The 24,836-nt window shown below is 63.5% G+C and carries 23 protein-coding genes and 1 tRNA gene; 15 read left to right on the top strand and 9 right to left on the bottom strand.

Translation table 11 applies throughout. The features are described from left to right. The first annotated feature begins 59 nt into the window (after positions 1–59). The gene (locus ACZ1JX_RS03215) at positions 60–368 is read left to right on the top strand and encodes a hypothetical protein (RefSeq protein WP_465125354.1); all 309 of its coding nucleotides are present in this window, start codon (positions 60–62) and stop codon (positions 366–368) included. Positions 369–458: 90 nt separating this feature from the next. Further along, complete coding sequence (locus tag ACZ1JX_RS03210; protein ID WP_465125353.1) at positions 459–1,205, top strand: hypothetical protein; 747 nt, start codon at positions 459–461, stop codon at positions 1,203–1,205. Positions 1,206–1,480: 275 nt separating this feature from the next. On the opposite strand, the gene ACZ1JX_RS03205 is transcribed toward ACZ1JX_RS03210, so the two are convergent. Continuing rightward, complete coding sequence (locus tag ACZ1JX_RS03205) at positions 1,481–4,153, bottom strand: TonB-dependent receptor (protein WP_465125352.1); 2,673 nt, start codon at positions 4,151–4,153, stop codon at positions 1,481–1,483. Positions 4,154–4,520: 367 nt separating this feature from the next. Between ACZ1JX_RS03205 and typA the strand changes: the two genes are divergently transcribed. Then, positions 4,521–6,344, top strand: coding sequence for a translational GTPase TypA (gene typA, locus ACZ1JX_RS03200; RefSeq protein WP_465125351.1), 1,824 nt, complete (start codon positions 4,521–4,523; stop codon positions 6,342–6,344). A gap of 438 nt (positions 6,345–6,782) precedes the next feature. Here typA and ACZ1JX_RS03195 read toward each other — a convergent pair whose 3' ends face one another. From ACZ1JX_RS03195 to ACZ1JX_RS03185, 3 genes are all read right to left on the bottom strand, one after another. Next, entirely contained in the window at positions 6,783–7,562 is a 780-nt protein-coding gene (locus ACZ1JX_RS03195) for a COG4705 family protein (protein WP_465125350.1), read from the bottom strand. A gap of 64 nt (positions 7,563–7,626) precedes the next feature. Continuing rightward, the gene (locus tag ACZ1JX_RS03190; RefSeq protein WP_465125349.1) at positions 7,627–7,998 is read right to left on the bottom strand and encodes a c-type cytochrome; all 372 of its coding nucleotides are present in this window, start codon (positions 7,996–7,998) and stop codon (positions 7,627–7,629) included. A gap of 10 nt (positions 7,999–8,008) precedes the next feature. Next, entirely contained in the window at positions 8,009–9,352 is a 1,344-nt protein-coding gene (locus ACZ1JX_RS03185; protein WP_465125348.1) for a hypothetical protein, read from the bottom strand. Between the two features lie 150 nt (positions 9,353–9,502). Between ACZ1JX_RS03185 and ACZ1JX_RS03180 the strand changes: the two genes are divergently transcribed. From ACZ1JX_RS03180 to ACZ1JX_RS03160, 5 genes are all read left to right on the top strand, one after another. Then, complete coding sequence (locus ACZ1JX_RS03180; RefSeq protein ID WP_465125347.1) at positions 9,503–10,027, top strand: cytochrome b; 525 nt, start codon at positions 9,503–9,505, stop codon at positions 10,025–10,027. Further along, positions 10,017–10,394, top strand: coding sequence for a hypothetical protein (locus ACZ1JX_RS03175; RefSeq protein WP_465125346.1), 378 nt, complete (start codon positions 10,017–10,019; stop codon positions 10,392–10,394). Before ACZ1JX_RS03180 ends, ACZ1JX_RS03175 begins: the two co-directional genes overlap by 11 nt. Positions 10,395–10,402: 8 nt before the next feature. After that, positions 10,403–11,029, top strand: a complete 627-nt coding sequence (locus tag ACZ1JX_RS03170; protein ID WP_465125345.1) for an RNA polymerase sigma factor — start codon at positions 10,403–10,405, stop codon at positions 11,027–11,029. After that, on the top strand, positions 11,026–11,964 hold the full coding sequence (locus tag ACZ1JX_RS03165; RefSeq protein ID WP_465125344.1) for a FecR family protein: 939 nt from the start codon (positions 11,026–11,028) through the stop codon (positions 11,962–11,964). Before ACZ1JX_RS03170 ends, ACZ1JX_RS03165 begins: the two co-directional genes overlap by 4 nt. A 298-nt stretch (positions 11,965–12,262) precedes the next feature. Beyond that, positions 12,263–14,197, top strand: a complete 1,935-nt coding sequence (locus ACZ1JX_RS03160; RefSeq protein WP_465125343.1) for a TonB-dependent receptor — start codon at positions 12,263–12,265, stop codon at positions 14,195–14,197. Positions 14,198–14,899: 702 nt separating this feature from the next. Here the strand turns inward: ACZ1JX_RS03160 and ACZ1JX_RS03155 are convergent. Beyond that, positions 14,900–15,535, bottom strand: coding sequence for a hemerythrin domain-containing protein (locus ACZ1JX_RS03155; protein WP_465125342.1), 636 nt, complete (start codon positions 15,533–15,535; stop codon positions 14,900–14,902). Between the two features lie 172 nt (positions 15,536–15,707). On the opposite strand from ACZ1JX_RS03155, the gene ACZ1JX_RS03150 reads away from it, so the two are divergent. Beyond that, positions 15,708–16,895, top strand: coding sequence for a glycosyltransferase family 4 protein (locus ACZ1JX_RS03150; protein ID WP_465126346.1), 1,188 nt, complete (start codon positions 15,708–15,710; stop codon positions 16,893–16,895). Positions 16,896–17,167: 272 nt separating this feature from the next. Here ACZ1JX_RS03150 and ACZ1JX_RS03145 read toward each other — a convergent pair whose 3' ends face one another. Together ACZ1JX_RS03145 and ACZ1JX_RS03140 are read right to left on the bottom strand one after the other, a co-directional pair. Beyond that, complete coding sequence (locus ACZ1JX_RS03145; RefSeq protein ID WP_465125341.1) at positions 17,168–17,614, bottom strand: hypothetical protein; 447 nt, start codon at positions 17,612–17,614, stop codon at positions 17,168–17,170. Positions 17,615–17,715: 101 nt separating this feature from the next. Then, entirely contained in the window at positions 17,716–18,351 is a 636-nt protein-coding gene (locus ACZ1JX_RS03140; RefSeq protein ID WP_465125340.1) for a PadR family transcriptional regulator, read from the bottom strand. Positions 18,352–18,431: 80 nt separating this feature from the next. On the opposite strand from ACZ1JX_RS03140, the gene ACZ1JX_RS03135 reads away from it, so the two are divergent. The 3 genes from ACZ1JX_RS03135 (at position 18,432) to ACZ1JX_RS03125 (ending at position 20,728) form a co-directional block, all read left to right on the top strand. Continuing rightward, positions 18,432–19,754 carry a replication-associated recombination protein A gene (locus ACZ1JX_RS03135; RefSeq protein WP_465125339.1) on the top strand — a complete coding sequence of 441 codons (1,323 nt, stop codon included), beginning with the start codon at positions 18,432–18,434 and terminating at the stop codon, positions 19,752–19,754. Next, positions 19,751–20,623 (top strand): hypothetical protein, encoded by an 873-nt coding sequence (locus ACZ1JX_RS03130; protein ID WP_465125338.1) that lies wholly within the window; start codon positions 19,751–19,753, stop codon positions 20,621–20,623. The genes ACZ1JX_RS03135 and ACZ1JX_RS03130 overlap by 4 nt, the downstream gene beginning before the upstream one ends. A gap of 29 nt (positions 20,624–20,652) precedes the next feature. Then, positions 20,653–20,728 (top strand) — tRNA-Thr (locus ACZ1JX_RS03125). A gap of 9 nt (positions 20,729–20,737) precedes the next feature. On the opposite strand, the gene ACZ1JX_RS03120 is transcribed toward ACZ1JX_RS03125, so the two are convergent. Then, positions 20,738–20,971: a hypothetical protein gene (locus tag ACZ1JX_RS03120; RefSeq protein ID WP_465125337.1), complete on the bottom strand. Its 234-nt coding sequence runs from the start codon at positions 20,969–20,971 to the stop codon at positions 20,738–20,740. A gap of 201 nt (positions 20,972–21,172) precedes the next feature. Between ACZ1JX_RS03120 and hppD the strand changes: the two genes are divergently transcribed. Together hppD and ACZ1JX_RS03110 are read left to right on the top strand one after the other, a co-directional pair. After that, the gene (gene hppD / locus ACZ1JX_RS03115) at positions 21,173–22,279 is read left to right on the top strand and encodes a 4-hydroxyphenylpyruvate dioxygenase (protein ID WP_465125336.1); all 1,107 of its coding nucleotides are present in this window, start codon (positions 21,173–21,175) and stop codon (positions 22,277–22,279) included. Further along, positions 22,276–22,818 (top strand): VOC family protein, encoded by a 543-nt coding sequence (locus ACZ1JX_RS03110; RefSeq protein WP_465125335.1) that lies wholly within the window; start codon positions 22,276–22,278, stop codon positions 22,816–22,818. Before hppD ends, ACZ1JX_RS03110 begins: the two co-directional genes overlap by 4 nt. Here ACZ1JX_RS03110 and ACZ1JX_RS03105 read toward each other — a convergent pair. After that, positions 22,815–23,717 carry a LysR family transcriptional regulator gene (locus ACZ1JX_RS03105; RefSeq protein ID WP_465125334.1) on the bottom strand — a complete coding sequence of 301 codons (903 nt, stop codon included), beginning with the start codon at positions 23,715–23,717 and terminating at the stop codon, positions 22,815–22,817. The genes ACZ1JX_RS03110 and ACZ1JX_RS03105 overlap by 4 nt on opposite strands. A 117-nt stretch (positions 23,718–23,834) precedes the next feature. Between ACZ1JX_RS03105 and ACZ1JX_RS03100 the strand changes: the two genes are divergently transcribed. Further along, a complete protein-coding gene (locus tag ACZ1JX_RS03100; RefSeq protein ID WP_465125333.1) occupies positions 23,835–24,830 on the top strand; it encodes an aldo/keto reductase in 996 nt (331 codons plus the stop codon). Positions 24,831–24,836 lie beyond the last annotated feature (6 nt).

Here is a 24,836-nt window from a genome sequence, read left to right as displayed (position 1 = left end):
GACGGCGCGTTGCCGCTGCGGTTCGCCAAAAAACCAACGGATACATCAAGGAGCATTTCATGACGCCGTCTCTCAAGATCATTCCTGCTGTCGCGATTCTCGCCGGTTCGCTCGGCCTCGGTGGTTGCGCCACCAAGGGCTACGTCAACGAGCAGATCGCCACGGTAAACCAGCGCATCGATGGCGTCGAAGGTCGCCTCCAGGCAACTGACGGCGTTGCCCAGGCTGCGCGCAGCGAAGCCCAGGCCGCCAACGCCCAAGCCCAGACCAACACCCAGCGCCTCGACCAGCTCACTGGCCGCGTCGATAACATCGACCAGCGCGTAACCCAGATGCAGCAACGGCCTCAGAAGCGCGCTCGCAACTAAGCCGCGCTGTTCAAGCACCGGACAGGTCGCTCGTGGCTACAGTGGCACGATCTGCCTGTCCGGCATCTCCGGGTTGAGTACGACAAGAAAATGATCAAGGCTCTGGTGGCGCTTGCGGGTCTGGCGCTGATTCTCCCTTTCCCTGCGACACCCCTGGCCGAGGCGGCTGCGCCAAAATCCGCCAAGTCCGCTCCCGCAAAGAAGAAGCCACGCAAAGCGAAGGCTCCGGCTCCGCCTGTTGAGCTTCCAGCCCTGTCCATCGGGGCACAGCGCGTCACCGCGTGGGTCGCCGAGAGCGGGGACCACAATGGCCTGCCCTATGTCGTGATCGACAAGCCTGCGGCCGCAATCTACGCCTTCGATGCCACCGGCAAGCCGGTGGGCTTCGGCCCGGTCCTCATCGGCCGTGCGCTTGGCGATGATGCCACCCCCGGCGTCGGCTCAAAAAGTCTTGCCGAGATCGGCCCTGCCGAAAAGACCACGCCAGCAGGCCGCTACCTCGCCAAGTTCGGCCTCGCCGCCGGCCACAACAAGGTCCTCTGGGTCGATTACGCGACGTCCGTCGCCATGCACACCATCCCCACCGGCAACCCCAAGGAAAACCGCGCCAAACGGATGCTTTCACCGTCGATCGACGACAACCGCATAACCTTCGGCTGCATCAACGTCCCCAAGGCCCTCTACAACGGCAAGATCGCCCCGCTGTTCGCCAGGAAAGGCGGCTACGTCTACATCCTGCCTGACGTAAAACCCTTGGAAGACGCCTTTCCCCCGCTCCACGCCCGTCCCATGACCGTGGCGCCGACGGTCGCTTCGGAAAGCACGTCCACCCGCTGAGCGGTTACAGCACTGCGTCTCCCGGCTTGCGCCCGTCAACGAGCGCGAGTGGATAACGGCCTACGCCGGGATGACGGAGTTTGGGGTGAGGATTGCCTCTCCGAAGTCACCTCGTCAAAAGTCGCAACCAACAATTCCCGTCGCCCCGGCGAAGGCCGGGGCCCAATCGCTATCGCCCACAAGCTACCCCAATCCCAGTAACAGCAACGTTTGACACCGAAACGAAAAAGGGGGCCGCGCAGGCCCCCTTCCCCTTGTCCTTCAAACCACACAACTCAGAAGCGGTAACGCCCCGTCACGCCATAAGTGCGCGGCTGGCTGGTGTAGCCCGAGATCGAGCCCGGCTGGGCCGGCGTGTCGAAAATCGAGAGCAGGTAACGGTTGTTGGTCAGATTGCGACCCCATGCCGTCAGCTCGAAACCGCTCGGCATGGCCCAGGTGATCGAGGCATTGGCCTCGTTCACCTCACGGCGGAACGGACGGGCCGCAGCGACGGCAACCTGCGTTCCGGCGTCAAGGAAGCCGGGCAGGCCCTCAACGATCTGGACCGGCGATTCATAATGGAAGTCGCCACGGAAGATCAGGTGATGTCCGCTGCCGAACTCGTGGTCGTAGGAAGCGGCAAAGGTCGACGAGATCGACGGAATGCCAGCCGGCCGGGTCTTCGACAGATCGCCCACTGCCGAAAGGACGAAACTGTCGTACTTCGGATCAAGGTAGGTCATTGCAACGTTGAACTGCCAGCCCTTCCCTGGCTTCACCGTGCCTTCGAACTCCAACCCGCGGACCGACTGCTTGCCGGCATTGGCCAGCACGAAACCCGATCCGGTGAAAGTGTTCGACTGGAAACCGTTGATGCGCTGGTCGAAGGCAGCAAAATTCGCCGTGACCAGACCCCAGTCCGCCTTCAGGCCGATTTCATAGACCGTCGAGCTTTCCGGCCCCGCAAAACGCGTTCCGTAGGTCTGGTTGACCACAGTCAGACCGCGGGCAATCAGCGCTTCCCGGTCGCTGGCGAAAGGACGGCTGTCGCGCGAAAGGTTGATCGAGCTTGCCTTGAAGCCCGTCGCATAGCTCGCGTAGACGTTGATGTCGTCGGTCAGGTCATAGGCAACGCGAACGATATACGTGAACTTGTCGTCGTTCGTGCGACCGGGCTCCACCGCGTTCGGTACGGGGACAGCCGCCGGGAGATACTGCAGCGGACGAAGACCAGCCAGGGGATTGGCCGCCGGATTGTTCTGGTTGGCCGTGGCAAAGGCATTGAACGCGGCAAAGGTCGCTGCAGTCGCCGGGTTGGTTGCAAAGGCGCCAACAGCTGCAAGATCGTTAGGGTTGACCCCGGCCCGGCTCAGCGCGCCACCCAGCAGCAGGTTGCGGCGGAACGGAGCGTAAGCCGGATTGTCGAAGTCAATGCCCGAGAAGACGTCGGTCGAATTGATGTCGAGGGCATAGCGCTTGCGGTCCTTGGTGTAGTTCACCCCGCCGGTCACCGTGATCCGGTCACCGATCTTGAAATCGGCCTGCCCGAAGAACGAGAACGCCTCGTTGCGCAGGCGATAGCGCTCGTCCAGCTTCTGGCCCGAGGCAAAGAACTGTCCGGCATACTTGGCCGGATTGCCTTCGAGCGCCCCGAACGTCGCTTCCAGTGTCGGCACTGAAAGTGCACCGCCACTAAGCCCCTGGATCAGGAAGTTGGCATAATTGCGCGCATCGTCACCCCAGCCAAGCTGGTTCGCCTGACGGATGTTCTCGTTGAAGTAGTAACCACCGGCGAGGAAGTTCAGCGGACCGTCCATGTTGGTGGCCACGCGCAGTTCCTGCGTGAAGGTCTTGATCGCCTGATCCTGCGCGTTGACCCCGATCAGGTCGGCGCTCGAAAAGTCGGAATCCTGGTTGGTCAGCGCGTTGGTACGGCGATAGGCGGTGATCGAGGTGAAGGTCAGCGGCCCGAAGTCATAGTCGACCTGGCCCGAAGCGCCCCAGTTCTCGATATCGTTGGTCGAATCGAAGTTCGAATAGACCCGGTTCGAATAGATCTCGTTCGGTCCGTTGACCTTCCCGCCCAGCGCGCGCACCGCGAGCGTCGACGTCGAGGGCTGAAGGTTGACGACCGCGCAGCAGATCTCGTCGATCTTCGAATAGTCGCCGATAAGCCGCACGCACGCCTGCGCATTGGGCTCCCACAGCGCCTGTCCGCGCAGGAACCAGCGGTCACGCTCGTTCGTCGTGTTGCCGGTGCCGAGGTCCTTGTTATAGCCGTCACGCTTGTTGAGGCCGCCCGCCACGCTCACTGCCAGCCCTTCGGTCACGGGGCCTGTGACCACGCCTTTGAGCACGACGGCATCATAGTTGCCATAGCTCGCCTCGACGTTCCCGCCGAAGTCGAACTTGGGCGCCGCCGTCACGATCGAGATCACGCCAACGCTGGCGTTCTTGCCGAACAGCGTCGACTGCGGCCCGCGCAGCACCTCGATGCGCTGCACGTCAGGGAAATCGCCGATCTGCGAAGCAGAGCGCGAACGGTACACGCCATCGATGAACACGCCGACCGAAGGCTCGATCCCGGCGTTGTTGGCGCCGTTGCCGAAGCCGCGGATGATGAAGTTGGTGTTCGCGCTCGACTGCAGCTGCGTAACGCGCAGCGAGGGAACGACGCTGGTCAGATCCTTGAGGTCGCGGATCTGCGCCTGTTCCAGCGTCTTGGCGCTGGTCACCGATACCGCGATCGGCACGTCCTGCAGTGTCTGCTCGCGCTTGGAGGCGGTGACGATGATCTCGTTGCCCTCGGCGATCTGCTCTGGAGCCGGCGGCGCAGGCTGGGCTTCTTCCTCTGCCGGCGCCGCGGCGTCCTGCGCTTGGGCGGCAGCCGAGAAGGCAAGAGCGAGGCTGCAAGCCCCGGCAAGGAGCGCTGCCTGACCGGTACGACCGGCGAATACGGACTTCATCTGCGATCTTTTCCTTTTCTGGGCCGGGTTCCTGCCTGCAAGGGCAGCCTCGGCCGATGGCCACGTGGCCGGTAGGTCATCCTGTTCCCTGACCTCGTTCTAGGGTGCGGAAATGCCCCGAACAATTCCAACTCGACCAAATCCTTCGCGGCCCCCATGCATTTTCATGCGCTGTTGCAAGCCGGTCACACATGCAACCGCTTGCCGCAACGCGCGCGCCTGATTCCCACCGTGCTTGCCGCAACGCGAGCCACTCGTTCCAAGCGTGCTTGCCGCAACGCACAATTCCCTGTAAGCGCGCGCCGAAGTCGGAGCGGGTCAGTGCTTGTCCCGTCCTTCCGAAGAATCCAACCGAAAGCCCGTTTTCATGTCCGCCCAGCGCAATATCGCGATCATCGCCCACGTCGACCACGGCAAGACCACTCTCGTCGACCAGCTCTTCCGCCAGTCCGGCACCTTCCGCGACAATCAGCGCGTCGAAGAGCGCGCGATGGATTCGAACGACCTCGAAAAGGAACGCGGGATCACCATTCTCGCCAAGTGCACCTCGGTCGAGTGGAACGGCACCCACATCAACATCGTCGACACTCCCGGCCACGCCGACTTCGGCGGCGAGGTCGAGCGCATCCTCTCGATGGTCGACGGCGTGATCCTGCTGGTCGACAGCTCCGAAGGCGCGATGCCGCAGACCAAGTTCGTCACCGGCAAGGCGCTCGCCCTCGGCCTCAAGCCGATCGTCGTCGTCAACAAGATCGACCGTCCCGATGGCCGCCCGCAGGAAGTGCTCGACGAAGTGTTCGACCTCTTCGTCAGCCTCGATGCCAACGACGAACAGCTCGAATTCCCCGTGCTCTACGCCTCGGGCCGCAACGGCTATGCCGGCAACGACGAAACCGTGCGCGAGGGTGACCTCACCCCGCTGTTCCAGACCATCGTCGATCACGTGCCGCCCCCGGCAGCCGACGTCGACGGTCCGTTCAAGTTCCTCGTGACGCTGCTTGACCGCGACAACTTCCTCGGCCGCATCCTTACCGGCAAGGTCCAGTCGGGCACGATCAAGGTCAACTCGCCGATCCACGCGCTCGATCGCGATGGCAAGGTCGTCGAAACCGGCCGCGCGTCCAAGCTCATGGCCTTCCGCGGGCTCGAGCGCGTTCCGGTCGATGAAGCCAAGGCCGGAGACATCATCTCCATCGCCGGCCTCGCCATCGCCACTGTCGCCAACACCATTGCCGATCCCTCGGTCAGCGAACCGCTCCAGGCCCAGCCGATCGATCCGCCGACACTGTCGATGCGCTTTGCCGTCAACGATTCGCCGATGGCCGGCCGCGAAGGCTCCAAGGTCACCAGCCGCATGATCCGCGACCGGCTTGAGCGCGAGGCCGAATCCAATGTCGCCATCCGCATCACCGAATCGGCCGACAAGGACAGCTTCGAGGTGGCCGGGCGCGGCGAACTCCAGCTCGGCGTTCTGATCGAGACGATGCGCCGCGAAGGCTTCGAACTCGGCATCAGCCGCCCGCGCGTGCTGTTCGGCGAAGACGAGAACGGCAACCGCACCGAGCCGTACGAAACCGTCGTGATCGACGTGGACGACGAATACTCGGGCACCGTGGTTGACAAGATGGCCATCCGCAAGGCCGAGATGACCGACATGCGCCCCTCGGGCGGTGGCAAGACCCGCATCACCTTCTCGGCTCCGTCGCGCGGCCTGATCGGCTACCACGGCGAATTCCTCTCGGACACGCGCGGCACCGGCATCATGAACCGCCTGTTCGAGAAGTACGGTCCCCACAAGGGCCGCATCGAAGGCCGCAAGAACGGCGTGCTGATCTCCAACGGCAACGGCGAGGCCGTCGCCTACGCCCTCGGTCCGCTTGAAGAGCGCGGCATTCTCTTCGTCGGCGTCGGCACCCCGCTCTATGAAGGCATGATCATCGGCGAGAACGCCAAGCCCGAAGACCTCGAGGTCAACCCGATGAAGTCCAAGCAGCTGACGAACTTCCGTTCGACCGGCAAGGACGACGCCATCCGCCTGACCCCGCCCAAGATCATGACGCTCGAACAGGCCATCGCCTACATCGACGACGACGAAATGGTCGAAGTCACCCCCAAGTCCATCCGCCTGCGCAAGGCCATCCTCGACCCGAACGAGCGCAAGAAGGCCTCGCGGAAAAAGGAAGCGGCATAAGAAACACGAAAGGGCGGCCAACAGGCCGCCCTTTCTCTTTCACCTCCCCTCCCGCAAGCGGGAGGGGCCGGGGGTGGGCCTGCCACAAAAATTCCTCCCCGCCCCGGGGAGGGGGACCATCCGCAGGATGGTGGAGGGGCACCCACAACAACGCGAAACATAAAAAGGCAAAACAAATGCGAGGGCCAAAGCCCTCGCGCTCCCGGAAGTTTGGAAACGGCTGCTAACCAGCCAATAGAACTGTAGGCCTCCCGGTAACCAACTGTTATCTATCAAGATCGTTACCGTCCGGTCACGACCAAAGCCGGTCGTTCAGATTGGCTACCGCGATCGTCGGCTCGTTACAGAAGCTGCCGCCGTTTCGCTCCGATGCAGACTGTCAGGACGGCGCCCCATCCTTTGCGAAGGCTGGTGCAAAACTTCTGGAATTAATCTGTTTTATTGTCGGATTTCGGCAGAGTTGCCCGAAGCGCGCCTGTCCTTGACGGCAATCAGCACAGCGATTGCAAAGGCCAATGCGAGTGACGCCTCAACCCGACTGAGATCAAGCCCGCCCTGCGCGGTTGATTTGTCCAGGAAATCGCCGACGACGGCCCCTAGCGGTCGAGTCAGTATGAACGCCGTCCAGAAGAGAGCAACGCGGCTTGCCGTGGTGCTGAGGTAAACCATCGCCACCATGGCAAGCAGCGCCCCAAAGATCGCGGCCGAGCCTGCATAGCCAAGCGGGCCGTCGGCGATCCAGTCCCCCATTGCGGTGCCGAGAGTCTGTGAGAAAGTGATCGTCAGCCAGTAGAAGAGTTCGGCTTTCGGTTCATGGAGCGAATAGATCGATACGCTTCCCAGCGTGCGGTGCCATATCAGGAGTGACAGTCCGACAAGGCTGGCGAGGACAAGCGAACCTCCCGCATACCCGATCCCCAGCGCGCGGGTGGCCAGGTCCGCAAGTGTCGTCCCTGCTGTCGTCGAGGCGAGGATAGTCGCCCAGTAAAGCCAGGGATTGTACCTTCGGGCGCGGATCTGGAAGGTCACGAGCAGCAACAGAAGCCCGCCAAACAGGCCGGTGCCCACAAGATAGCCGTTGGTCCAGAACGATGTCGAAGCGTCAGCGGTCGTTTCGCCGAGCCACGACATCGAAACGCTGTCCCCGGCGGTTTCGCCCAAGGTGGTGGCGAGAATCTTGATGGTCCAGAAGCCCAGCGTTGCCGCTGGGACTTTCATCAGATTGGTAGTCGCGAGCTTGGGCAAATGGCCACCTTTCCCATCAGATTGTCAACGCGGTCGGTCAGTCCGGATGCATCAGATAGGCAATGACATTTGCGCGGTCCTGAGGCTTGGGCAAGCCCTTGAACTTCATGATGCCCTGCGGGACCAGACCCTTTGGGTTGGCGAGATAGATGTCCAGCTTTTCCGGCGTCCACTGCATGTTCGAGGCCTTGAGCATTCCCGAATAGGCAAAGCCCGGAACCGATCCCGCACGCCGCCCGACGACGTTGTAGAGGGTTGGCCCCTTCTTGTTCGTGCCTTTCGGGCTGACCGAGTGGCAATCGCTGCAATAGCTGTCGAAGGCATCGCCGCCAGCGGACGCGTCCCCCTGCGCAAGTGCGGGGGTCGCGATCAACAACAGGGCCACTGAACTCGTAAAGATCCTGATCACGCTGTTCTCCTCAGAAGGCAACCCAAGCGAATGCCGAGAGCGTGTTGTTGTCCGAAGCATTGCGTCCGTTGCCGTCGTAGTCAGTCTTTGCCCCGTTGAACTTGGTGTAGCCCTTGTATTGCAGACCAAGTCGCAGGTTCGCGAAAGTGGACTGTCCTTCGCCACCGAATGGGGTCCAGTCAGCCTGCGCGATGTATCCCGTGGTGTCGGGCGCAGCGGTGCTGCTGCCGTCTTCCGGGTTGGGCGCATAAAGGTCGGGATCGGGCGTACCGGTCGTGTGGAAGGCACCCAGAGTTAGGCCATAGTGCTTGTCGTGATACCAGCTGACATCGCCGGAAATGGTGTTGAGCGTATGCTTCTCGGCCGAGACGTCGCCCAGTGCCAGAGCATGGTTCAGGGTCTGGCGCTCGTGCAGATAGGATCCGTTGAGACTGAAGATGTTCTTGCGGTTGCCAAGGAACTGATAGGTCCCGTCCACGCCCCAGTCGCTGTACTTGTCCGGCGCAAGGCCGTCGCGGTCGGGGTTCAGTCGCGCGCTCATGCCAATAAAGCCGATCGAGGCGTTCTGCTTGCCCCAATCCTTGGCATAGGCAACGCGCCAATAGGGCGCGACGCCCTTGAGGCTGCCAGCTTCGCTGTCGATGCCGAGCTTGCTCAGGAATGCGGGCTTGAGCGAGCGGTAGCCGCCGACTTCGACATAGAGGCCGCTCTCGGTAGCAAGGTATGTCGATGTGCCCAGGACCTGGTGCTCCACCCCGCCTTGCAGCAGCGGCGCTGCCGCGCTTTCGAAGCCGAGATCGGACGATGTGTAAGGAAAGGACCATGCACCGACCGAGTTGTAGGGGTCGGACAGGGTCGGATTGTTGTTGATCGAGATGCCGAGTGTCGCCTCCGCCCCCATAAGCTTGATCGGGTGGGCGTAGCGGACCTCGAACTGGTCGAGCGAGGTGTGCCGATCGATCTCGGAATAGGTGGTCTGGATGAATGTTCCGAGCCCCGGAGCGATCTTCCCGGCGACGAATAGTGATGCTTCCTGCAGCGCGACGTTGTTGTTGACCCCGTCGTGGCCCGAGATGGGATCGGCCCGATCCTTCTTGGTATGCGTCCAGTTAGCGACGGCCATGCCCGAAAGCGGAACGGTGACCTTGCCATCGGAGTATCCGCCAATCTTGAACGCACGTCCGTGCGGCGTCAGTTGCGGCCCGAACCCGCCAACATGACAGGCCGCGCATTCCTCGCCGGTCTGGCGAGCATAGGATGGCAATGCACTTGCCCGATTCGGCGCCAGCGAACCGCCAGCCAGCAGTGATCCCCCCAGAATTACGGCGGCGCCGCCCAGAACATAACCGCGCATCGAAACTCCCTTCCAGTACCCGATGCCGCTGAGACGTCGCCGTTTGCGAGCCTCCACAGTCGTTGCGGTGAGAATTTTTTCGTGCCGGACTGAGGTGCTGAAGCTGCGGTGTCGTCTGGTGTTTGCACGGACTTCTTTTGAGGAGCGGTAATGACGGGTCGCAGGTTACGCATCACCTTCCACTGGCTGACGCTGGCGCTGATCGCCGCAGCTTACGCCATTGCCTTACTCCGCGAAGACATCGAGGACCCGGACAGCAAGCTGTTCTGGCTCGATTGCCATCGCGCGATCGGCCTTGCCATCCTGCTGCTGACAGTCGTGCGGTTGATCTCGCGCCTGCGCTTCCCGGTGCCAGCACCCCATGAGCCAACGGCTGCGCTGCGCTTGGTTGCCAAGGCCAGCCACGGGTTGCTGTACTTCGGCCTTGTGGCCTTGCCACTGCTTGGTTGGGCGCAATCAAGTGCCAAGGCGCGCAAGTTCAAGCTTTTCGACGTACAACTTCCGTCGCTTGTGCACCATGACGGCGATCTCGCCGCTGTGTTGTCGCAATGGCACGAGACCGTAGCCTGGGGCCTGCTTGCGCTGATTGGCTTGCACAGCCTTGCCGCGTTATTCCACCACTTCGTCCGGCGCGACACGGTGCTTGTCGACATGGTGCGACTGCGTGAAGCTTGAGCGGCGCTTCCTGTTGCGCGGGGTCTTTCTGGTCTGCGGACTGGTGCTCGCAGACGTTGCGATTCCGAGATTGCTGAACGCCGAATCTGCGCAATCTCCGCCGCGGTGGCTCGGTGAAAGACACGGTGACTGGCTGACATTCGACCGCGCAACGATCGGAGAAGCGGCCGAGAGCATAGCACAGCGCACCGGCTTTCGCGCTGTAGCATTCCCGGCAATCTGTGACACGCCTTTCACCGGCAGCGTGAGTCTGGCCCAAGGGGGAGAGGCCGCCGTTCGCGAACTGGCTGGAAAGGCCGGCGTGACCTTGCGCCAAAGTGGCCCGCATTGGGTTCTGGTTGCAGGAGGCGAGCAACGCGCGCATTGATCCCTGCGATGCTCGACCCGAATGAGGACAGTGCTGCTAGCGACCGTAGTGACACGGGAGGACTTGCTGTCCTGTTCGATAGGCATCGTGCCGAACTGCACCGGTTCCTTGTGGCACGCTGCGGCAGTGCAGCCGACGCCGAAGACCACATGCAGGACCTGTGGCTGAAGCTGCAGGCGCTGCGTCCCGGCCCAATTGCAAACGGGCGCGCCTATCTTTTCCGCGTTGCCAACAACCTGGTTCTCGACAGGTCCCGCTCCGCCTTGCGTGAGGCGGCTCGCCAAGGCCGCTGGGTGGCCGACGAACATGGCGCGGGCGAGGTGCAGGACCGGGTCGATCCCGCTTGCCTCGCCGACGAAAGTTTGGCGCAAGCGGAAGAGCTTGCATTGCTGCATCACGCCGTAAATGCGCTGCCGCAAGGTGCCAAGCGCGCATTGAAGCTTAACCGCTTCGATGGCCTGAACCAGGCGGAAGTTGCAGGCCGAATGGGGATTAGCCGGAGCGCCGTGGAAAAGCACCTCGCTGTCGCGATGAAGCACTTGCGCCGGACGTTCATGGGCTGGGGTGATGCAGGTGCGGTGACGTCTCAATCGTCAGAAGGGGCAGACAGAACCAGAAACGGTGGGGAACCATGAGCCAGATGCAGCACGACGAGGAGGACGCGATCATCGCCATCGCGGCTCGCTGGCACACAGCTAGCCAGTCCGATGACATGGATTGGGATGCGTTCACGCGCTGGCTCGAGGAGGACCCGCGCCACCGGACGGCCTATGACGGAGTTGCGTTGGCAGACTTCCTTCTGGATGAGGCGGCCAATGAGGCTGCATCCCGTCGGCCACCGGAGAGCCCGCCAGCCCCGCTTCCCCACCCTCATCCGTGGCGCTGGATCGGTGGCGGACTGGCAGCTGCCGCCTCGATCGCCCTTGCGCTCACCTTCGCCAATCCCGAGCGCGTCGAATCCTATGAAACCGGTTCGCAAGCGCGCCAGATCGCACTCGGCGATGGTTCACTCATCGATCTGGCACCGCACAGCCAACTCAGTATCCGGGGTTCGGATCGCATCGCGTTGAACGGCGATGCCCTTTTCACGATCCGGCACGACCCATCACGCACCTTGACCGTGTCAGCAGGTTCTGTGGAGGTAACCGACATCGGCACGATCTTCGAAATGAAGACCGGAGCAGACGAGACCCGCGTCAGCGTCGCCGAAGGAAAGGTGAGCGTGGCGATCGCGCAAATTGCCTCGCCAACGCAACTCCATGCGGGCCAGTCGCTCGTATCGGATCGGGCTGGCAATGCCACTGTTGCCGCTACGCCTGTGAGAGGCGTGGGTGCTTGGACAAAGGGACAGTTGTCCTACGTAGACGCGCCGCTTTCTCTGGTCGTGCAGGATCTTGGCCGCTATGCCGGGGTCCGGGTCGAGATATCGCCGGAGATCGCGGCGATGCGCTTTTCGGGAACGCTGGCAACAGACAATGGCATCGCGGCGGTTGAGGACCTTGCCGGTATCATGGGCCTTGCGCTGCACCGCGGCGGCGACCGCGTGCGTCTCTCTCGCCTCAAGCCCTGAAGCCCGGGCAAGGCCGACGCGGCAGTCCCAAAGCGTCAGCATCGAAATCGCTGCAGCGCCGCTTGTCGACGCCATCGCTGAGCTAGCGCAGCAAGCCGGAGTCTCGATAGGCGCTTCGGGAACTCTACCTGCGGTCAGGACGAAGCCCCTGCGCGGACATATGACTGCTGCAACGGCCTTGTCCCGATTGCTAGACGGTACACATTTGCGTGCGGTGGCCGTGGGCCCCAGCGCTTACCGCATAGAGCAGGCAAACCTCGCACCCCGGCGGATAAAAGCGCCGGCCCCGCCGCCCATCGTGATCGGCGACCCCATCGAGGTTACCGCCCGTAAGCAGCCGGAACTGCTCGGCGCGCTGCCGCTCTCCATCTTTGTCGGACAGCCTGCTCAGATCGGCCTTCGCGGTGAGGTTGCAGGTACGTCTGCGATTGCGGCACTTGACGAGCGGATGACACTGGCAGGCGCTGGCCCCGGCCGCAATCGCCTGTTCCTTCGCGGCATTGCCGACAGCCCTTTCAACGGTCCGACACAGGCGACGGTCGGCGTGATGTTCGACGACAGCCGCCTGACCTATTCGGCGCCCGATCCGGACGTCCGCCTTGTCGATGTGGCGCGGGTTGAAGTCATCGATGGCCCGCAGGGCTTTCTTCACGGTGCTGGCGCGATCGGCGGATTGTATCGCATCATCCCGAACCAGCCCGACCCGCGGCATGCCAGCGCCAGCATGTCTGTGGGCGTCTCCGGCGTCACCGATGGCGGCCAGGGCTATCTTGGCAATGCCATGGTCAATCTGCCGCTATCGGGCTCTTCTGCTGTGCGGCTCGTCAGCTACGGCGAGCGAATGCCAGGCTGGATCGATACCGGAGATCGCCGTGACAGCAACAGCGGCTCCCTGTTCGGAGTGCGACTTGCCTTGAAGGCCTCGCTCTCACCCGATTGGGACATCAACCTGAGCGGGTTGCACCAGCGTCTGGCCATTGACGACACGCAATATGTCAGCGGCGAGGGCGACCGGTCCCGTTCGGCGCAGAGGCCGGAACCGCACGACAACGATCTCGATCACTTGGCGGTCCGCCTGCAGGGCAAGCTGGGTAGCACCCGGCTCGTCGCGATCTCGGCCAAGACATGGCATGAAGCGAGCGAGGCTTTCGATGCCTCGCCAGATGCGGAACAGGCGCTAGACAATCGTCAGTACAGCACATGGGACAACGAAATTCGCGCCGATGGCCAATCGGGCAATGTGAAATGGCTGGCGGGCCTATCCTACGTCTTTGCCAGACAGGACCTGTCACGACGTTACGTAGGCCGCGTCTACGGCGACGAGGGTTCAGCAGCGGCCCGTGCTTCCCATGACCTTGCCGTCTTTGCGAGCATCGAAGTGCCAATCCAGCGCGCGGTTGACCTTACATTCGCCGGACGGCTGCTCCACGGCACGGTCGAAGACACGATCATTACCTCGGCTGCACGCTATGAACAAAGTGTATCAAAGGATGCCTTCACGCCCGCCATAACGCTGGCTTGGCGGCCGAACACAACGGATTCGATCTACGCCCGGGTCAGCACGGGATTCCGCCAGGGCGGGCTGGCGCGCACGGACGCCGACGTCTCGCGAACCGATGGCGACGAGCTTCGTTCGATGGAACTTGGCTGGCGGCACCGCTCGCCGGGGCTGGTTCTGGAAGCAAATCTCCATCACGCGCGCTGGCATGACATTCAGGCCGACGTGCTGATCGCGGGAGGCATAATCTCTGCGCGCAACATCGGCGACGCGACACTGACCGGCCTTGACTTGCGCGGCGAGGTTTCACTGTCACATGGGGTCTCGTTCCGAAGTGGCATCTTTCTGCTGGCAACCAGCCTGAGCACCGCCAACCGGCGAGATGCCGAGATCGGGCTGACATTCGCCGCGCCGTTTCGTGGCAACGCAGAACTTGCGAAACAGTTCGACCTGGCCGGTTGGCGCGTCATCGTTCAATCCGATGCGACGTTTACAGCGAGGCGTGACTTCTTCCCCTCAACTCTGGGGGGAGCGAGACTGCCTGCCGCATTAGACATGAGCGCATCCTTGCGCCTGCAACACAATCAGCTGTCATTTCTTCTGCGTGGGTCCAACCTGCTCGGCAGTAGAAGACAAGACTTTGCCTTTGGAAGCCCGGTTGCCTCAGGTTCCAGCCCGCAAATGTCTGCGCCGAGGCCGCGTTATGTGGAAGCGAATGTTGGTTTCGCATTCTGACGTGGCCGCGCTGCTTGTCCAGCCTATCGTTTGCTGAACGTCAGCTGTTGTCGATAAACCCGCCGCCGGATTGGCCAGACCGGTATGACGGCTTTGTCCCACAGCGCGACTTTTTGCTTCGCCCAACCCTACGGCCCAAAACACTGGATTACAGTGAAGGTGCACCAAACGCCCAATCCGTTCACCGTTGCCGACATCATTCTATGCGAACGAACAAAATAGATACAAAAACAACTTTCCTACAAACCCCCGCCCGACATAGCCTCCGGGGCATGACGCACCTCACCCCCGCTCACACCGCCGCCCCCACCGTCAGCACTGCCGCACACGATCCGCGCCGACCTTCCCCCCTCCCGCAGGCGGGAGGGGTCGGGGGTGGGCATGCGCCGCGCGCGCGAGGTCGGCAGGCCGAGACCCGCGCGGAACCCGCCGAACGCAAATCGGAAAAAGCGATCAATCACGCCCAAGTGATCGATTCCAGTTATTCCCTTGGACAGTGTAAACCCCGTAAACCCCCCATCGATTTTGAGGGCATGGGCGAGGCCATGCGCGATCCCTTTGAAGGGCGCGCCGCGCACCAGCGGGCGGCGGCGATGCCTCCGGCCGAGTGCCTTCCGCACCGCCTGTCACGCCGCCTGTCACGTCGCCTGTCACGCCGGACAAGGGGACTGTCCGGCCGCGCCGTCGCGCCGGACGTCAGCGTCAGTAGTCCGCTGCGCCCCAGTTCTTCGGCGGCTGGCGATTGCTCTGGTCAACCTGTCCCGGCGGGATTTCCGCCGCCACCTGGCGGGGCGCCTCGAACGCGTCCTTGCCCATGTAGCGGTCGAACTCGTCGAGGAACCGGCGGGTCAGGCGCTGGTCCTCCTGCGGGTCGATCGCCTCGCGCAATTCGGGGAAGCGGCTGCCCTCCTCCTCGAAGACATGAGTCATCACCGCGCCCCGGATATGGCCCAGCTTGTCGCGCCAGTCCTGCCCCATCGGATCGAGCGTCTCGAGCGCACCCATCTGGATGCGGGTCATCGCGTGCTCCTCATAGGACATACCCGCGCTCGACTTGCTGCTGAAGTTGGCCATCGCCGGATAGAGCACCGCCTCTTCCGCATTGGCATGGGCGGTCAGCACCATCGAGAGGTCGCGCAGCGCCGCGCGGCGCTCGGCCACCGAATTGGCACCCAGCGCCAGTTCGAAACAGGCCTCGATCCGGCGATGATGTTCGAGTGCATGCGACAGCCAGTCTCCGGGCCGGGCCAGACCCTGCGCATGGGCGCGTGCCTGGCGGCGGTCGTCTTCACTTTCGGGCGGCGTGATGGCAGCTACGATCTTGTCCAGAAACGACATTTGCTCAACTCCTGCTGAAGCTCACTCGCTGAGCGGGTGGCAGGGGTGGCAGTTCCGGAGCTAGTTGCCCACCGCGACAGGGCGTGCGCTGTCTGACGCAGGCTGCGCAAAAGTCGCAAGCTTTGGCCGCTGTCACTCGCCATTCATGTTCGCCCGGTCTATGGCGCAGGCGATGAGCGAGGCAAACTCCCCCTTCCCGACCGACCTGTCGAACCTTCGCGTGGCGCTGTTCAGCGGCAACTACAACTACGTGCGCGATGGCGCAAACCAGGCATTGAACCGCCTCGTCGGCTACCTGCTGCGGCAAGGCGCGGACGTCCGCATCTACGCGCCCAAGGTCGAGAACCCCGCGTTTCCCGCCACCGGCACGCTCGTCGGCATTCCCTCGTTCGCCATTCCGGGCCGGGCCGAATACCGCTTCCCGCTTTCGCTCAGCCCCCGCGTCCGCCGCGATCTGGCAGCGTTCGATCCGCACGTGGTGCACGTTTCCTCGCCCGACGTGGTGGCCCATCGCGCCGTGTCGTGGGCGCGGCATCGCAAGCTGCCGATCCTTGCCTCGGTCCACACCCGGTTCGAGACCTACTTCCGCTACTACAACATGGCATGGGCCGAACCCGCCGTCGAAGCCCTGATGCGCCGCTTCTACCGCCGCTGCGACGCGCTCGTGGCACCCTCGGAATCGATGGCCCAGGTCCTGCGCGACCAGCGCATGAACTACGACATCGATATCTGGTCGCGTGGTGTCGATCGCGAGATCTTCCATCCCGGCGCGCGTAGCCTCGAATGGCGGCGCGAATTCGGCATTGCCGACGACGAGGTTGTGATCGGGTTCCTCGGACGGCTGGTGATGGAAAAGGGCCTCGACGTCTTCTCGGACTCGATCGACCAGTTGATCCGCAAGGGCGTGAAGCATCGCGTGCTCGTCGTCGGCGAAGGTCCGGCACGCGAATGGTTTGCCGCGCGCCTGCCCGACGCGGTCTTCGCAGGCTTTCAGGGCGGACACGATCTCGGCCGCGCGGTGGCGAGCATGGACGTGCTGTTCAACCCTTCGGTCACCGAAACTTTCGGCAACGTCACATTGGAAGCCATGGCCTGCCGCGTGCCGGTGGTGGCCGCGGCAGCGACCGGGAGCCAGAGCCTTGTCGACGACAATGTCTCGGGCCGCCTGATCACCCCCGGAGCGGTAACGCAGTTCGCCGGAGCCCTGCGCGCCTACGCCGAGGACGCAAGCTTGCGCGCACGGCACGGCGCTGCTGGCGAGGAGCGCAGCCTCGAATTCTCGTGGGACCGGATAAACCAGGCGGTGGCGGACACCTACCTGCGGCTGGTGCGCCAGAAGGCGAAAGCGCGCAAACGCTAGAGCCAGATGACATTAGGTTGCACCGCCGGGATTGTGTCAGGAAGCTTCTCGGCAAGGAGCGTTGTGCAGGGCGGGCTGGTTGCCCGTCCAAGCAACGCGACGCTGTCCGAGGGGCTTCCTGACACAACCGCAAGCGGCGGGCCAAATTTGGCCCATCGCAGCGTCAATCGTCGGTCACGATGCGACGGCATGGCTCCCTCCTCATTCCTCGCGCTGGGCCAAATTTGGCTCCGTCACGGTGGTGCAACCTAATGTCATGTGGCTCTAGAGCCTCAGCGCAGCACTCCCGCTGCTGCCATGCGCCTTGCGTAGAGCAGGAAGAAGCCCAGCGCCCCCCAGATTACCACCGTGAACACCGCCATCGCGGTGCTGCTCATCTCGGCAGGTCGCGAGGTCAGCATCTGGTACCCCTGGCTGACTGCAAGTCCCAGCAGCGAGACCGCAAATGCAGTCACCGCATGGCGCGAGCGGGCAAGCAGCAGGAGCGAACCTGCCAGCGACCCCCACACGCCCAGTGCCCAGAACGCGATCAGCCACCCCGGAAGCGCCTCGACATAGGCGCGCGCCGGAGCGGACATCGCCGCCATGGTTGCCGGATCGCGTATTGCGGTCATCAGATAGTCAAAGCAGCCAAAGCTGTTCCACAGCAGGCTGATCACGCCGATGGCCCAAAGGTGGGCTGGCGTCTGGACGGACGCTGATCGTCTTTTCTGCCCCATAACGGGTCTCCCCCCGGAACCGCTCTGCAAGGGTTCCGGGGCAAAGATACCATGGAGCATCGCTTCATCAAAGCGCCGCGAAAGCGCGGATTCGATGAGCATCAAAGACGTTCGATCCGGCGTGCTGCTTCGTCGAGGATGTCAGCCACGGCGTGGGCAGTCTCGGTATCGAAGCCCTTTTCCATCGCACGGTTGCGCAGCACGGCGTGGAGATTGCCCATTGCCCGGCGCACCGGCGGGCTTTCGGCCCGGTCACGCTGCTCTCCAAGGGCCTTGAGCCTCGCAACGACCGCCTTGATCTCGGCGTCCTTGTCGGCCAGCTCGGCGCGGCCGGCACCGGTCACGGCAAAGGCCTTGCGCGGTCCGTCTCCGGCTTCCTCGACGATCAGGCCCTCGTCCACCAGCAGGCTGAGCGTGGGATAGACAACGCCCGGGCTCGGGGCATATTCGCCGCCCGCCAGATCGCCCACGGCCCGGATCAGGTCATAGCCGTGGCGTGGCTGTTCGGCGACGAGGTGAAGCAGCAGCAGGCGAAGCTCGCCCCCTGCGAACATCCGTCCGCCACGACGGCCACCGCCGCCACCGCCCCTACCGCGTCCACTCCCGAACGGCCCGTCCTCACCGAACGGACCTCCTCGGCCAAACGGCGCACCAAGGCGACCGGCCATCATCTTCATCATATGTCGGCCGCGCGGATGGCGGCCATGTTCGAAATGCATGTGCATATATCCTTTCATGATGCGTCTAAGATATATCTTAATTACGATCTGGCAAGAGGCGGGTGCAATTTTTTTGCAAGCGCCCTATCTCGGCAGCAATGGCCGACCTCTTCGCCCCGCCACCGCAGGACCGCCCTCCGCCCGAAACCAGCGCCGAAGCGCCGCTGGCCGACCGGTTGCGCCCGCGCGACCTGTCGGAAATCATCGGGCAGGACCACCTCACTGGTCCCGATGGCGCGATCGGGCGCATGGTTGCCGCGGGCAAGCTGACCTCGATGATCCTGTGGGGGCCACCCGGCACCGGCAAGACCAGCATCGCCCGCCTCCTCGCCGAGGCCGTTGGCATGCGCTACGTCGCCTTGAGCGCAGTGTTCTCGGGTGTGGCCGATCTCAAGAAGGCCTTTGCCGAAGCCGATGCCATGGCCTCTGCCGGACGGCGCACGCTGCTCTTCGTGGACGAAATCCACCGCTTCAATCGTGCGCAGCAAGACGGCTTCCTGCCCTTTGTCGAGAACGGCACGGTCACGCTCGTCGGCGCGACGACCGAAAACCCCTCGTTCGCCTTGAACGCCGCGCTTCTGTCGCGCGCGCAAGTCCTGATCCTGCACCGTCTCGATGCCGCCGCATTGGGCACCCTGCTAGATCGCGCCGAGGACATCACCGGCCTGCGCCTCCCCCTCACCCCGCCCGCACGCGAGGCGCTAGTCGCCTCCGCCGATGGCGATGGGCGCTTCCTGCTCAACCAGGCTGAAATGCTGTTCGACGTATCGCTGCCTGCGCCGCTCGATCCCGAAGGCCTCGGCAAGTTCCTGATGCGGCGCGTGGCGGTCTACGACAAGGACCGCGAGGGGCACTACAACCTCATCTCCGCGCTGCACAAGGCGGTGCGCGGCTCCGATCCGCAGGCCGCGCTCTACTACATGGCGCGAATGCTGGTGGCAGGCGAGGAGCCGCTCTACGTGCTCCGGCGGCTGGTGCGCATGGCGGTGGAAGACATCGGCCTCGCCGATCCACAAGCGCTGGTGCAGTGCCTTGCTGCCAAGGACGCCTATGAGTTCCTCGGCAGCCCCGAAGGTGAACTCGCGATCGTCCAGGCCCTGCTCTACATCGCCACCGCGCCCAAATCGAACGCGGCCTACATGGCGCACAAGGCAGCGTGGAAATCGGCCCGCGATACCGGCTCGCTGATGCCGCCTGCCAACATCCTCAACGCGCCGACCAAGCTGATGAAGGACATCGGTTACGGCGCGGGATACGCCTACGACCACGACGCCGAGGACGGCTTTTCCGGAGCGAACTACTGGCCCGAAGGCATGGCCCCGCAAACCTACTACGCACCCGTCGAACGCGGCTTCGAGCGTGAGGTGGCCAAGCGGCTCGAATGGTGGGACCGCAAACGCCGAGAGCGCCAGGGGGAATGACGCCCACCCGCTTCGGCCACTTCATCGCCATCGACTGGTCCGGCGCTGCTGGCGAGCGGCACAAGGGCATCGCGCTGGCCTTTGCCAAACGGGGCAAGGCAGCGCCGCAAATCTTCCGCCCCGGCCACCGCTGGTCGCGCGAGGAAGTCCTCGCCTACCTGCGCGACGAATTGCCGGACGACACGCTGGTAGGCATGGACCTCGGCATCTCGCTGCCTTTCGCAGACAAGGGCGGCTTCTTCCCCGGCTGGCCGCAAAGCCCCGCAACCGCGCGCGAACTGTGGGCGCTGATCGACAGCATTTGCGCGCATGAGCCCCACGTCGGCGTCTCCGCTCTGGTCGACCACCCCGATCTCAACAGCTACTTCCGCCGCCACGGCGGGCGCGAAGGCAAGCACTTCGGCGGCGGTCAGGGCAGGTTCCGCGTCACCGAAGCCGCGCAGCGCCGGATGGGGTGCAAGCCCTACTCCAACTTCAACCTCGTCGGCGCGGCGCAAGTCGGCAAGTCCAGCCTCTCGGGCATGCGCCTGCTGCACCGCCTCGGGGACCGCGCCAGCGTCTGGCCCGTCGATGGCTTGCCCGACCGAGGCGCGGTGATCTGCGAGATCTACACCACCATCGCCGCCATGGCCGCCGGACGCACCGCATCCCGCTCGAAGATGCGCTCTGCCGCAGAACTGGACGAGGCATTGGTCGCGCTGGGTTCGGCACCCTCGGGCCTCTCGGGACCGCTCGACGATCACACCTGCGACGCGCTCGTCACTGCCGCCTGGCTGCGCAACGCCGCGCACGATCCGCAGCTGTGGCACCCGCGCGAACTTTCCGACGAAATTGCCCGCACCGAGGGCTGGACGTTCGGGGCTGTCTAGCGCTAAGGCGCGTCTCGCGTCACGCGCGGGCCGGCTTAGCTCAGTTGGTAGAGCACCTGATTTGTAATCAGGGGGCCACGGGTTCGAATCCTGTAGCCGGCACCATGTCCCAGCCTACCGATCATTCGCCGCGATGAGCGAGAGCGCGCGCTCCAGACGCCGCAGCTCCTCTTCGCGCAAGGCACGGATCTCAAGCATGATCGCTGTGAGTTCAGGCGAATCCAGCGCGAGGGTCAGGTCGGTCAAGGCCATGTCATGATCCTCGACGATGCAGAAGGCATCGCGCAAATGCGCCGCGATCTCACGCAGGCGTTTTTCGCTGGGGAATGACGGGCCGCTGTCTGCCATACCCTCTTCGATATCATAGAATACTGAAATGCCGAAAGTTTCCTGAGCCTGCGAATGTCGCTCCCTGCGCGGTCCGATGACCCGCTGAGTCGCTTGCATTTGGTCCTGCGCAGATTCTGCGCGACATCCCGGCCCGAATCTGGTATAAAATGAAACCAGTTTCGCAGGATCGCCTGCAATGCGGATTTACCGGAGATAGCCTTGAGCCACCCCCAGCACACCACGGACCTGTTCGAAAACCCCCTTGGGCTCGACGGGTTCGAGTTCATCGAATTTTCAGCGCCCGAGGCCGGCACGCTCGAACCCGTATTCCAGCGCATGGGCTTCACCCACATCGCCAACCATCGGTCGAAGGCGGTGCAACTTTGGCGGCAAGGCGGAATCAACCTGATCGCGAATTACGAGCCGCGCAGCCCCGCAGCCTACTTCGCCGCCGAACACGGCCCCTCGGCCTGCGGCATGGGCTGGCGCGTGCGCAATGCGGCAAGGGCCTATGCCACCGCGATCGAACGCGGGGCCGAACCGGTCGAAGTCAGCACCGGGCCGATGGAACTGCGCCTGCCCGCCATTCGCGGCATAGGCGGCTCGATCATCTACCTGATCGACCGCTACGGCGATGAACTGTCGATCTACGACATCGACTTCGAGTACCTGCCCGGCGTCGATCGCCACCCGGTCGGCGCGGGCTTCCACACCATCGATCACCTGACGCACAACGTCTATGGCGGGCGCATGGCGCACTGGGCGGCATTCTACGAGCGCGTGTTCGGCTTCCGCGAGATCCGCTACTTCGACATCAAGGGCGAATATACCGGCCTCACCAGCCGCGCGATGACCGCGCCCGATGGCAAGATCCGCATTCCGCTCAATGAAGAAGCAAAGGCGGGTGGCGGCCAGATCGAGGAGTTCCTGCGCGCCTACAACGGCGAGGGCATCCAGCACATCGCCTTTGCCTGCGATGACCTGATCGGCGGGTGGGACAAGCTCAAGGCCATCGGCACCCCGTTCATGTCCCCGCCGCCTGCCACTTATTACGAGATGCTCGACGAACGCCTGCCCGGCCATGGCGAGCCGGTGGATGAGCTGCAGAAGCGCGGCATCCTGCTCGATGGCTCGACGCAGGAGGGCGATCCGCGCCTGCTCCTGCAGATCTTCTCCGAAACCCAGATCGGTCCGGTGTTCTTCGAATTCATCCAGCGCAAGAAGGACGAAGGCTTCGGCGAGGGCAATTTCACCGCCCTGTTCCAGTCGATGGAGCGCGACCAGATGCGGCGCGGCGTCCTCAAGGTGGAGGAAACGGCAGAATGATCCCGCAGATCAAGCGCATCCACCACGTCGCCTACCGCTGTCGCGACGCGAAGGAGACGGTCGACTGGTACGAGCGCGTGATGGGCATGCACTACACCACCGCCTTTGCCGAGGACAAGGTGCCCTCCACCGGCGAGGACGATCCCTACATGCATGTCTTCCTCGACTGCGGCGGGGGCAACGTGCTCGCCTTCTTCGAACTGCCGAACCAGCCGGAAATGGGCAAGGACCCGAACACGCCCGCATGGGTGCAGCACATCGCCTTCGAGGTGGAAGACGAAGCCGCACTGCAGTCCGCCAAGGCGCACCTTGAAGCGCAGGGCATCGACGTTCTCGGCCCCACCTACCACGGCATCTTCCGCTCGATCTACTTCTTCGATCCCAACGGCCACCGCCTGGAACTGGCCTGCAACATCGGCACGGCGGAGCAGCACGCTGAACTGGCCGAACTCGCTCCTGTCATGCTCGAGGAATGGAGCCAGACCAAGCGCGCCCCGCGCCATGCCGACTGGCTGCACAAGGACCCGGAGAAAGTCTAGCCCCGCGCTCTTGCCCGCAGTTCGTCAAGGACCACGCGAAACGCAGGAGAGAGATTGCGGCGGCTCGGATAATAGAGGTGGTGCCCGGCAAATGGCGGGCACCAGTCCTCCAGCACCCGGACCAGCCGCCCAGCCGCAACATGCCCCTTCAGCGCGTCGTCCTCGATCACGCAGGCAAGGCCATGCCCGGCGAGTGCTGCACTCACCGCCATCGCGCTATCGTTGACAACAAGCGGCCCTTCCACGCGCACGTTGAGCGTCTGATCCCCGCGCTCGAACTCCCACGCGTAGAGATTGCCTCGCGTCGCCATGCGCAAGTTGATGCAGCGATGATCGGGCAACTCGCGGGGGGATTGCGGTACGCCGGTCCGGCCGAGATAGGCAGGCGAGCCGACAACCGCCAGCCGCAGGTCCGGACCGATCCGCACCGCGATCATGTCCTTCTCCACGCTTTCGCCAAGCCGGACGCCAGCATCGAACCGGTCGGCCACAATGTTTGTCAGCGCGCCGTCAACGCATAGCTCCACCTCGATCTCGGGATAGCGGGCCAGCACTGCGTCCACCGCAGGCCAAAGCACTGTCTCGGCCGCATGGCGGCTGGTGGTAATCCGCACGAGCCCCGCAGGTGTCCCCCGGAAATGCGCCAGAGCATCGAGTGATGCGCGAATGTCACCCAGCGCCGGGCGCAGCGTGGCGAGCAGCGCGTCCCCCGCCTCGGTCGGACTGACGCTGCGGGTGGTTCGCGCGAGCAGGCGCAGGCCGAGATGGTCTTCCAGCCTGCGCATCGCATTGCTCACCGCCGATTGCGACGTGGACAGCCGGGCGGCAGCGCGGGTGAAGCTGCGCTCTTCGGCCACGGCAACGAACACCGCCAGATCACCGAGTTCGTCGCGCATCATTTATTTTCTTCCGATATAAATTCATGCAGCAATATACGTCTAATCGTATGAGCCAAACAAGGGTATTGCGGCATTCAGCCATGGCGGCCCAGCCGCCGCAGCCAGCAAGGACCACCCATGAAGCAACGCCCCCTTGGCCAGTCCGGCCTTTCCGTTTCCGCCATCGGCTATGGCTGCATGGGGCTGGACTTCGGTTACGCCGCAAAGCTCTCGCCCCAGGATGGCATTGCGCTGATCCGTGCAGCCGTTGAACGTGGTGTTACCTTTTTCGATACTGCCGAAGTCTATGGCCCGTGGACCAATGAAGCGATGGTCGGCGAAGCACTCGAACCGTTCAAGGGCAAGGTCGTCATCGCCACCAAGTTCGGCTTCGACATCGATCCGGATACTGGCGCAATGCGCGGGCCCTGCAGCCGCCCCGAACAGATACGCCGCGTCTGCGAAGCCTCGCTCAGGCGACTGCGCGTCGATGTGCTCGACGTGTTCTACCAGCACCGCGTCGATCCCAAGGTTCCCATCGAAGACGTCGCAGGCACGGTGCGTGACCTCATTGCCGAGGGGAAGGTTCGCCACTTCGGCATGTCCGAACCGGGTGCCGCCACCCTGCGCCGCGCCCATGCGGTACAGCCGGTCAGCATGCTGCAGAACGAATACTCGCTGTGGACGCGGCAGGTTGAAACCAACGGCATTCTTGAAGCCTGCACCGAACTCGGCATCGGCCTCGTGCCCTATTCGCCGCTCGGCAAGGGCTTCCTCGCAGGCGGAATCACCAGCGCGGAACACGTCTCGCAGGGCGATTTTCGCGGCACGCTTCCCCGCTTTCAGGCCGATGCCATTGCCCATAACCTCAAATTGCTCGACGTGGTGAAGACCATCGCCGCTCAGCATGATGCGACGCCCGCGCAGATTGCACTGGCGTGGTTGCTCGCCAAGGCCCCGTTCATCGTGCCGATACCGGGCACCACCAAGTTGCACCGGCTGGAAGAAAACCTTGGCGCGGCAGATATTGTGCTGACGCCGCAGGACATTGCGGATATCGAAGCCTTGCTGGCAACGGTCACAGTTGAAGGCGCGCGTTACACGCCGCAAGCTGAAGCTGCCACGGGGCTTTGAGCGGAA

This window comes from Novosphingobium sp. BL-A-41-Hi4A-0G, assembly GCF_055521735.1.
This window is presented reverse-complemented; position numbering and strand designations above follow the sequence as displayed.

Coding starts and splice junctions, on each gene's coding strand:
- ACZ1JX_RS03130 (WP_465125338.1), top strand. CDS start 19,751: ATGACGCCCACCCGCTTCGGCCACTTCATCGCCATCGACTGGTCCGGC.
- ACZ1JX_RS03170 (WP_465125345.1), top strand. CDS start 10,403: ATGCTCGACCCGAATGAGGACAGTGCTGCTAGCGACCGTAGTGACACG.
- ACZ1JX_RS03210 (WP_465125353.1), top strand. CDS start 459: ATGATCAAGGCTCTGGTGGCGCTTGCGGGTCTGGCGCTGATTCTCCCT.
- ACZ1JX_RS03205 (WP_465125352.1), bottom strand. CDS start 4,153: ATGAAGTCCGTATTCGCCGGTCGTACCGGTCAGGCAGCGCTCCTTGCC.
- typA (WP_465125351.1), top strand. CDS start 4,521: ATGTCCGCCCAGCGCAATATCGCGATCATCGCCCACGTCGACCACGGC.
- ACZ1JX_RS03120 (WP_465125337.1), bottom strand. CDS start 20,971: ATGGCAGACAGCGGCCCGTCATTCCCCAGCGAAAAACGCCTGCGTGAG.
- ACZ1JX_RS03165 (WP_465125344.1), top strand. CDS start 11,026: ATGAGCCAGATGCAGCACGACGAGGAGGACGCGATCATCGCCATCGCG.
- ACZ1JX_RS03110 (WP_465125335.1), top strand. CDS start 22,276: ATGATCCCGCAGATCAAGCGCATCCACCACGTCGCCTACCGCTGTCGC.
- ACZ1JX_RS03140 (WP_465125340.1), bottom strand. CDS start 18,351: ATGAAAGGATATATGCACATGCATTTCGAACATGGCCGCCATCCGCGC.
- ACZ1JX_RS03150 (WP_465126346.1), top strand. CDS start 15,708: ATGAGCGAGGCAAACTCCCCCTTCCCGACCGACCTGTCGAACCTTCGC.
- ACZ1JX_RS03145 (WP_465125341.1), bottom strand. CDS start 17,614: ATGGGGCAGAAAAGACGATCAGCGTCCGTCCAGACGCCAGCCCACCTT.
- ACZ1JX_RS03105 (WP_465125334.1), bottom strand. CDS start 23,717: ATGATGCGCGACGAACTCGGTGATCTGGCGGTGTTCGTTGCCGTGGCC.
- ACZ1JX_RS03185 (WP_465125348.1), bottom strand. CDS start 9,352: ATGCGCGGTTATGTTCTGGGCGGCGCCGCCGTAATTCTGGGGGGATCA.
- ACZ1JX_RS03215 (WP_465125354.1), top strand. CDS start 60: ATGACGCCGTCTCTCAAGATCATTCCTGCTGTCGCGATTCTCGCCGGT.
- ACZ1JX_RS03155 (WP_465125342.1), bottom strand. CDS start 15,535: ATGTCGTTTCTGGACAAGATCGTAGCTGCCATCACGCCGCCCGAAAGT.
- ACZ1JX_RS03180 (WP_465125347.1), top strand. CDS start 9,503: ATGACGGGTCGCAGGTTACGCATCACCTTCCACTGGCTGACGCTGGCG.
- ACZ1JX_RS03135 (WP_465125339.1), top strand. CDS start 18,432: ATGGCCGACCTCTTCGCCCCGCCACCGCAGGACCGCCCTCCGCCCGAA.
- ACZ1JX_RS03100 (WP_465125333.1), top strand. CDS start 23,835: ATGAAGCAACGCCCCCTTGGCCAGTCCGGCCTTTCCGTTTCCGCCATC.
- ACZ1JX_RS03195 (WP_465125350.1), bottom strand. CDS start 7,562: ATGAAAGTCCCAGCGGCAACGCTGGGCTTCTGGACCATCAAGATTCTC.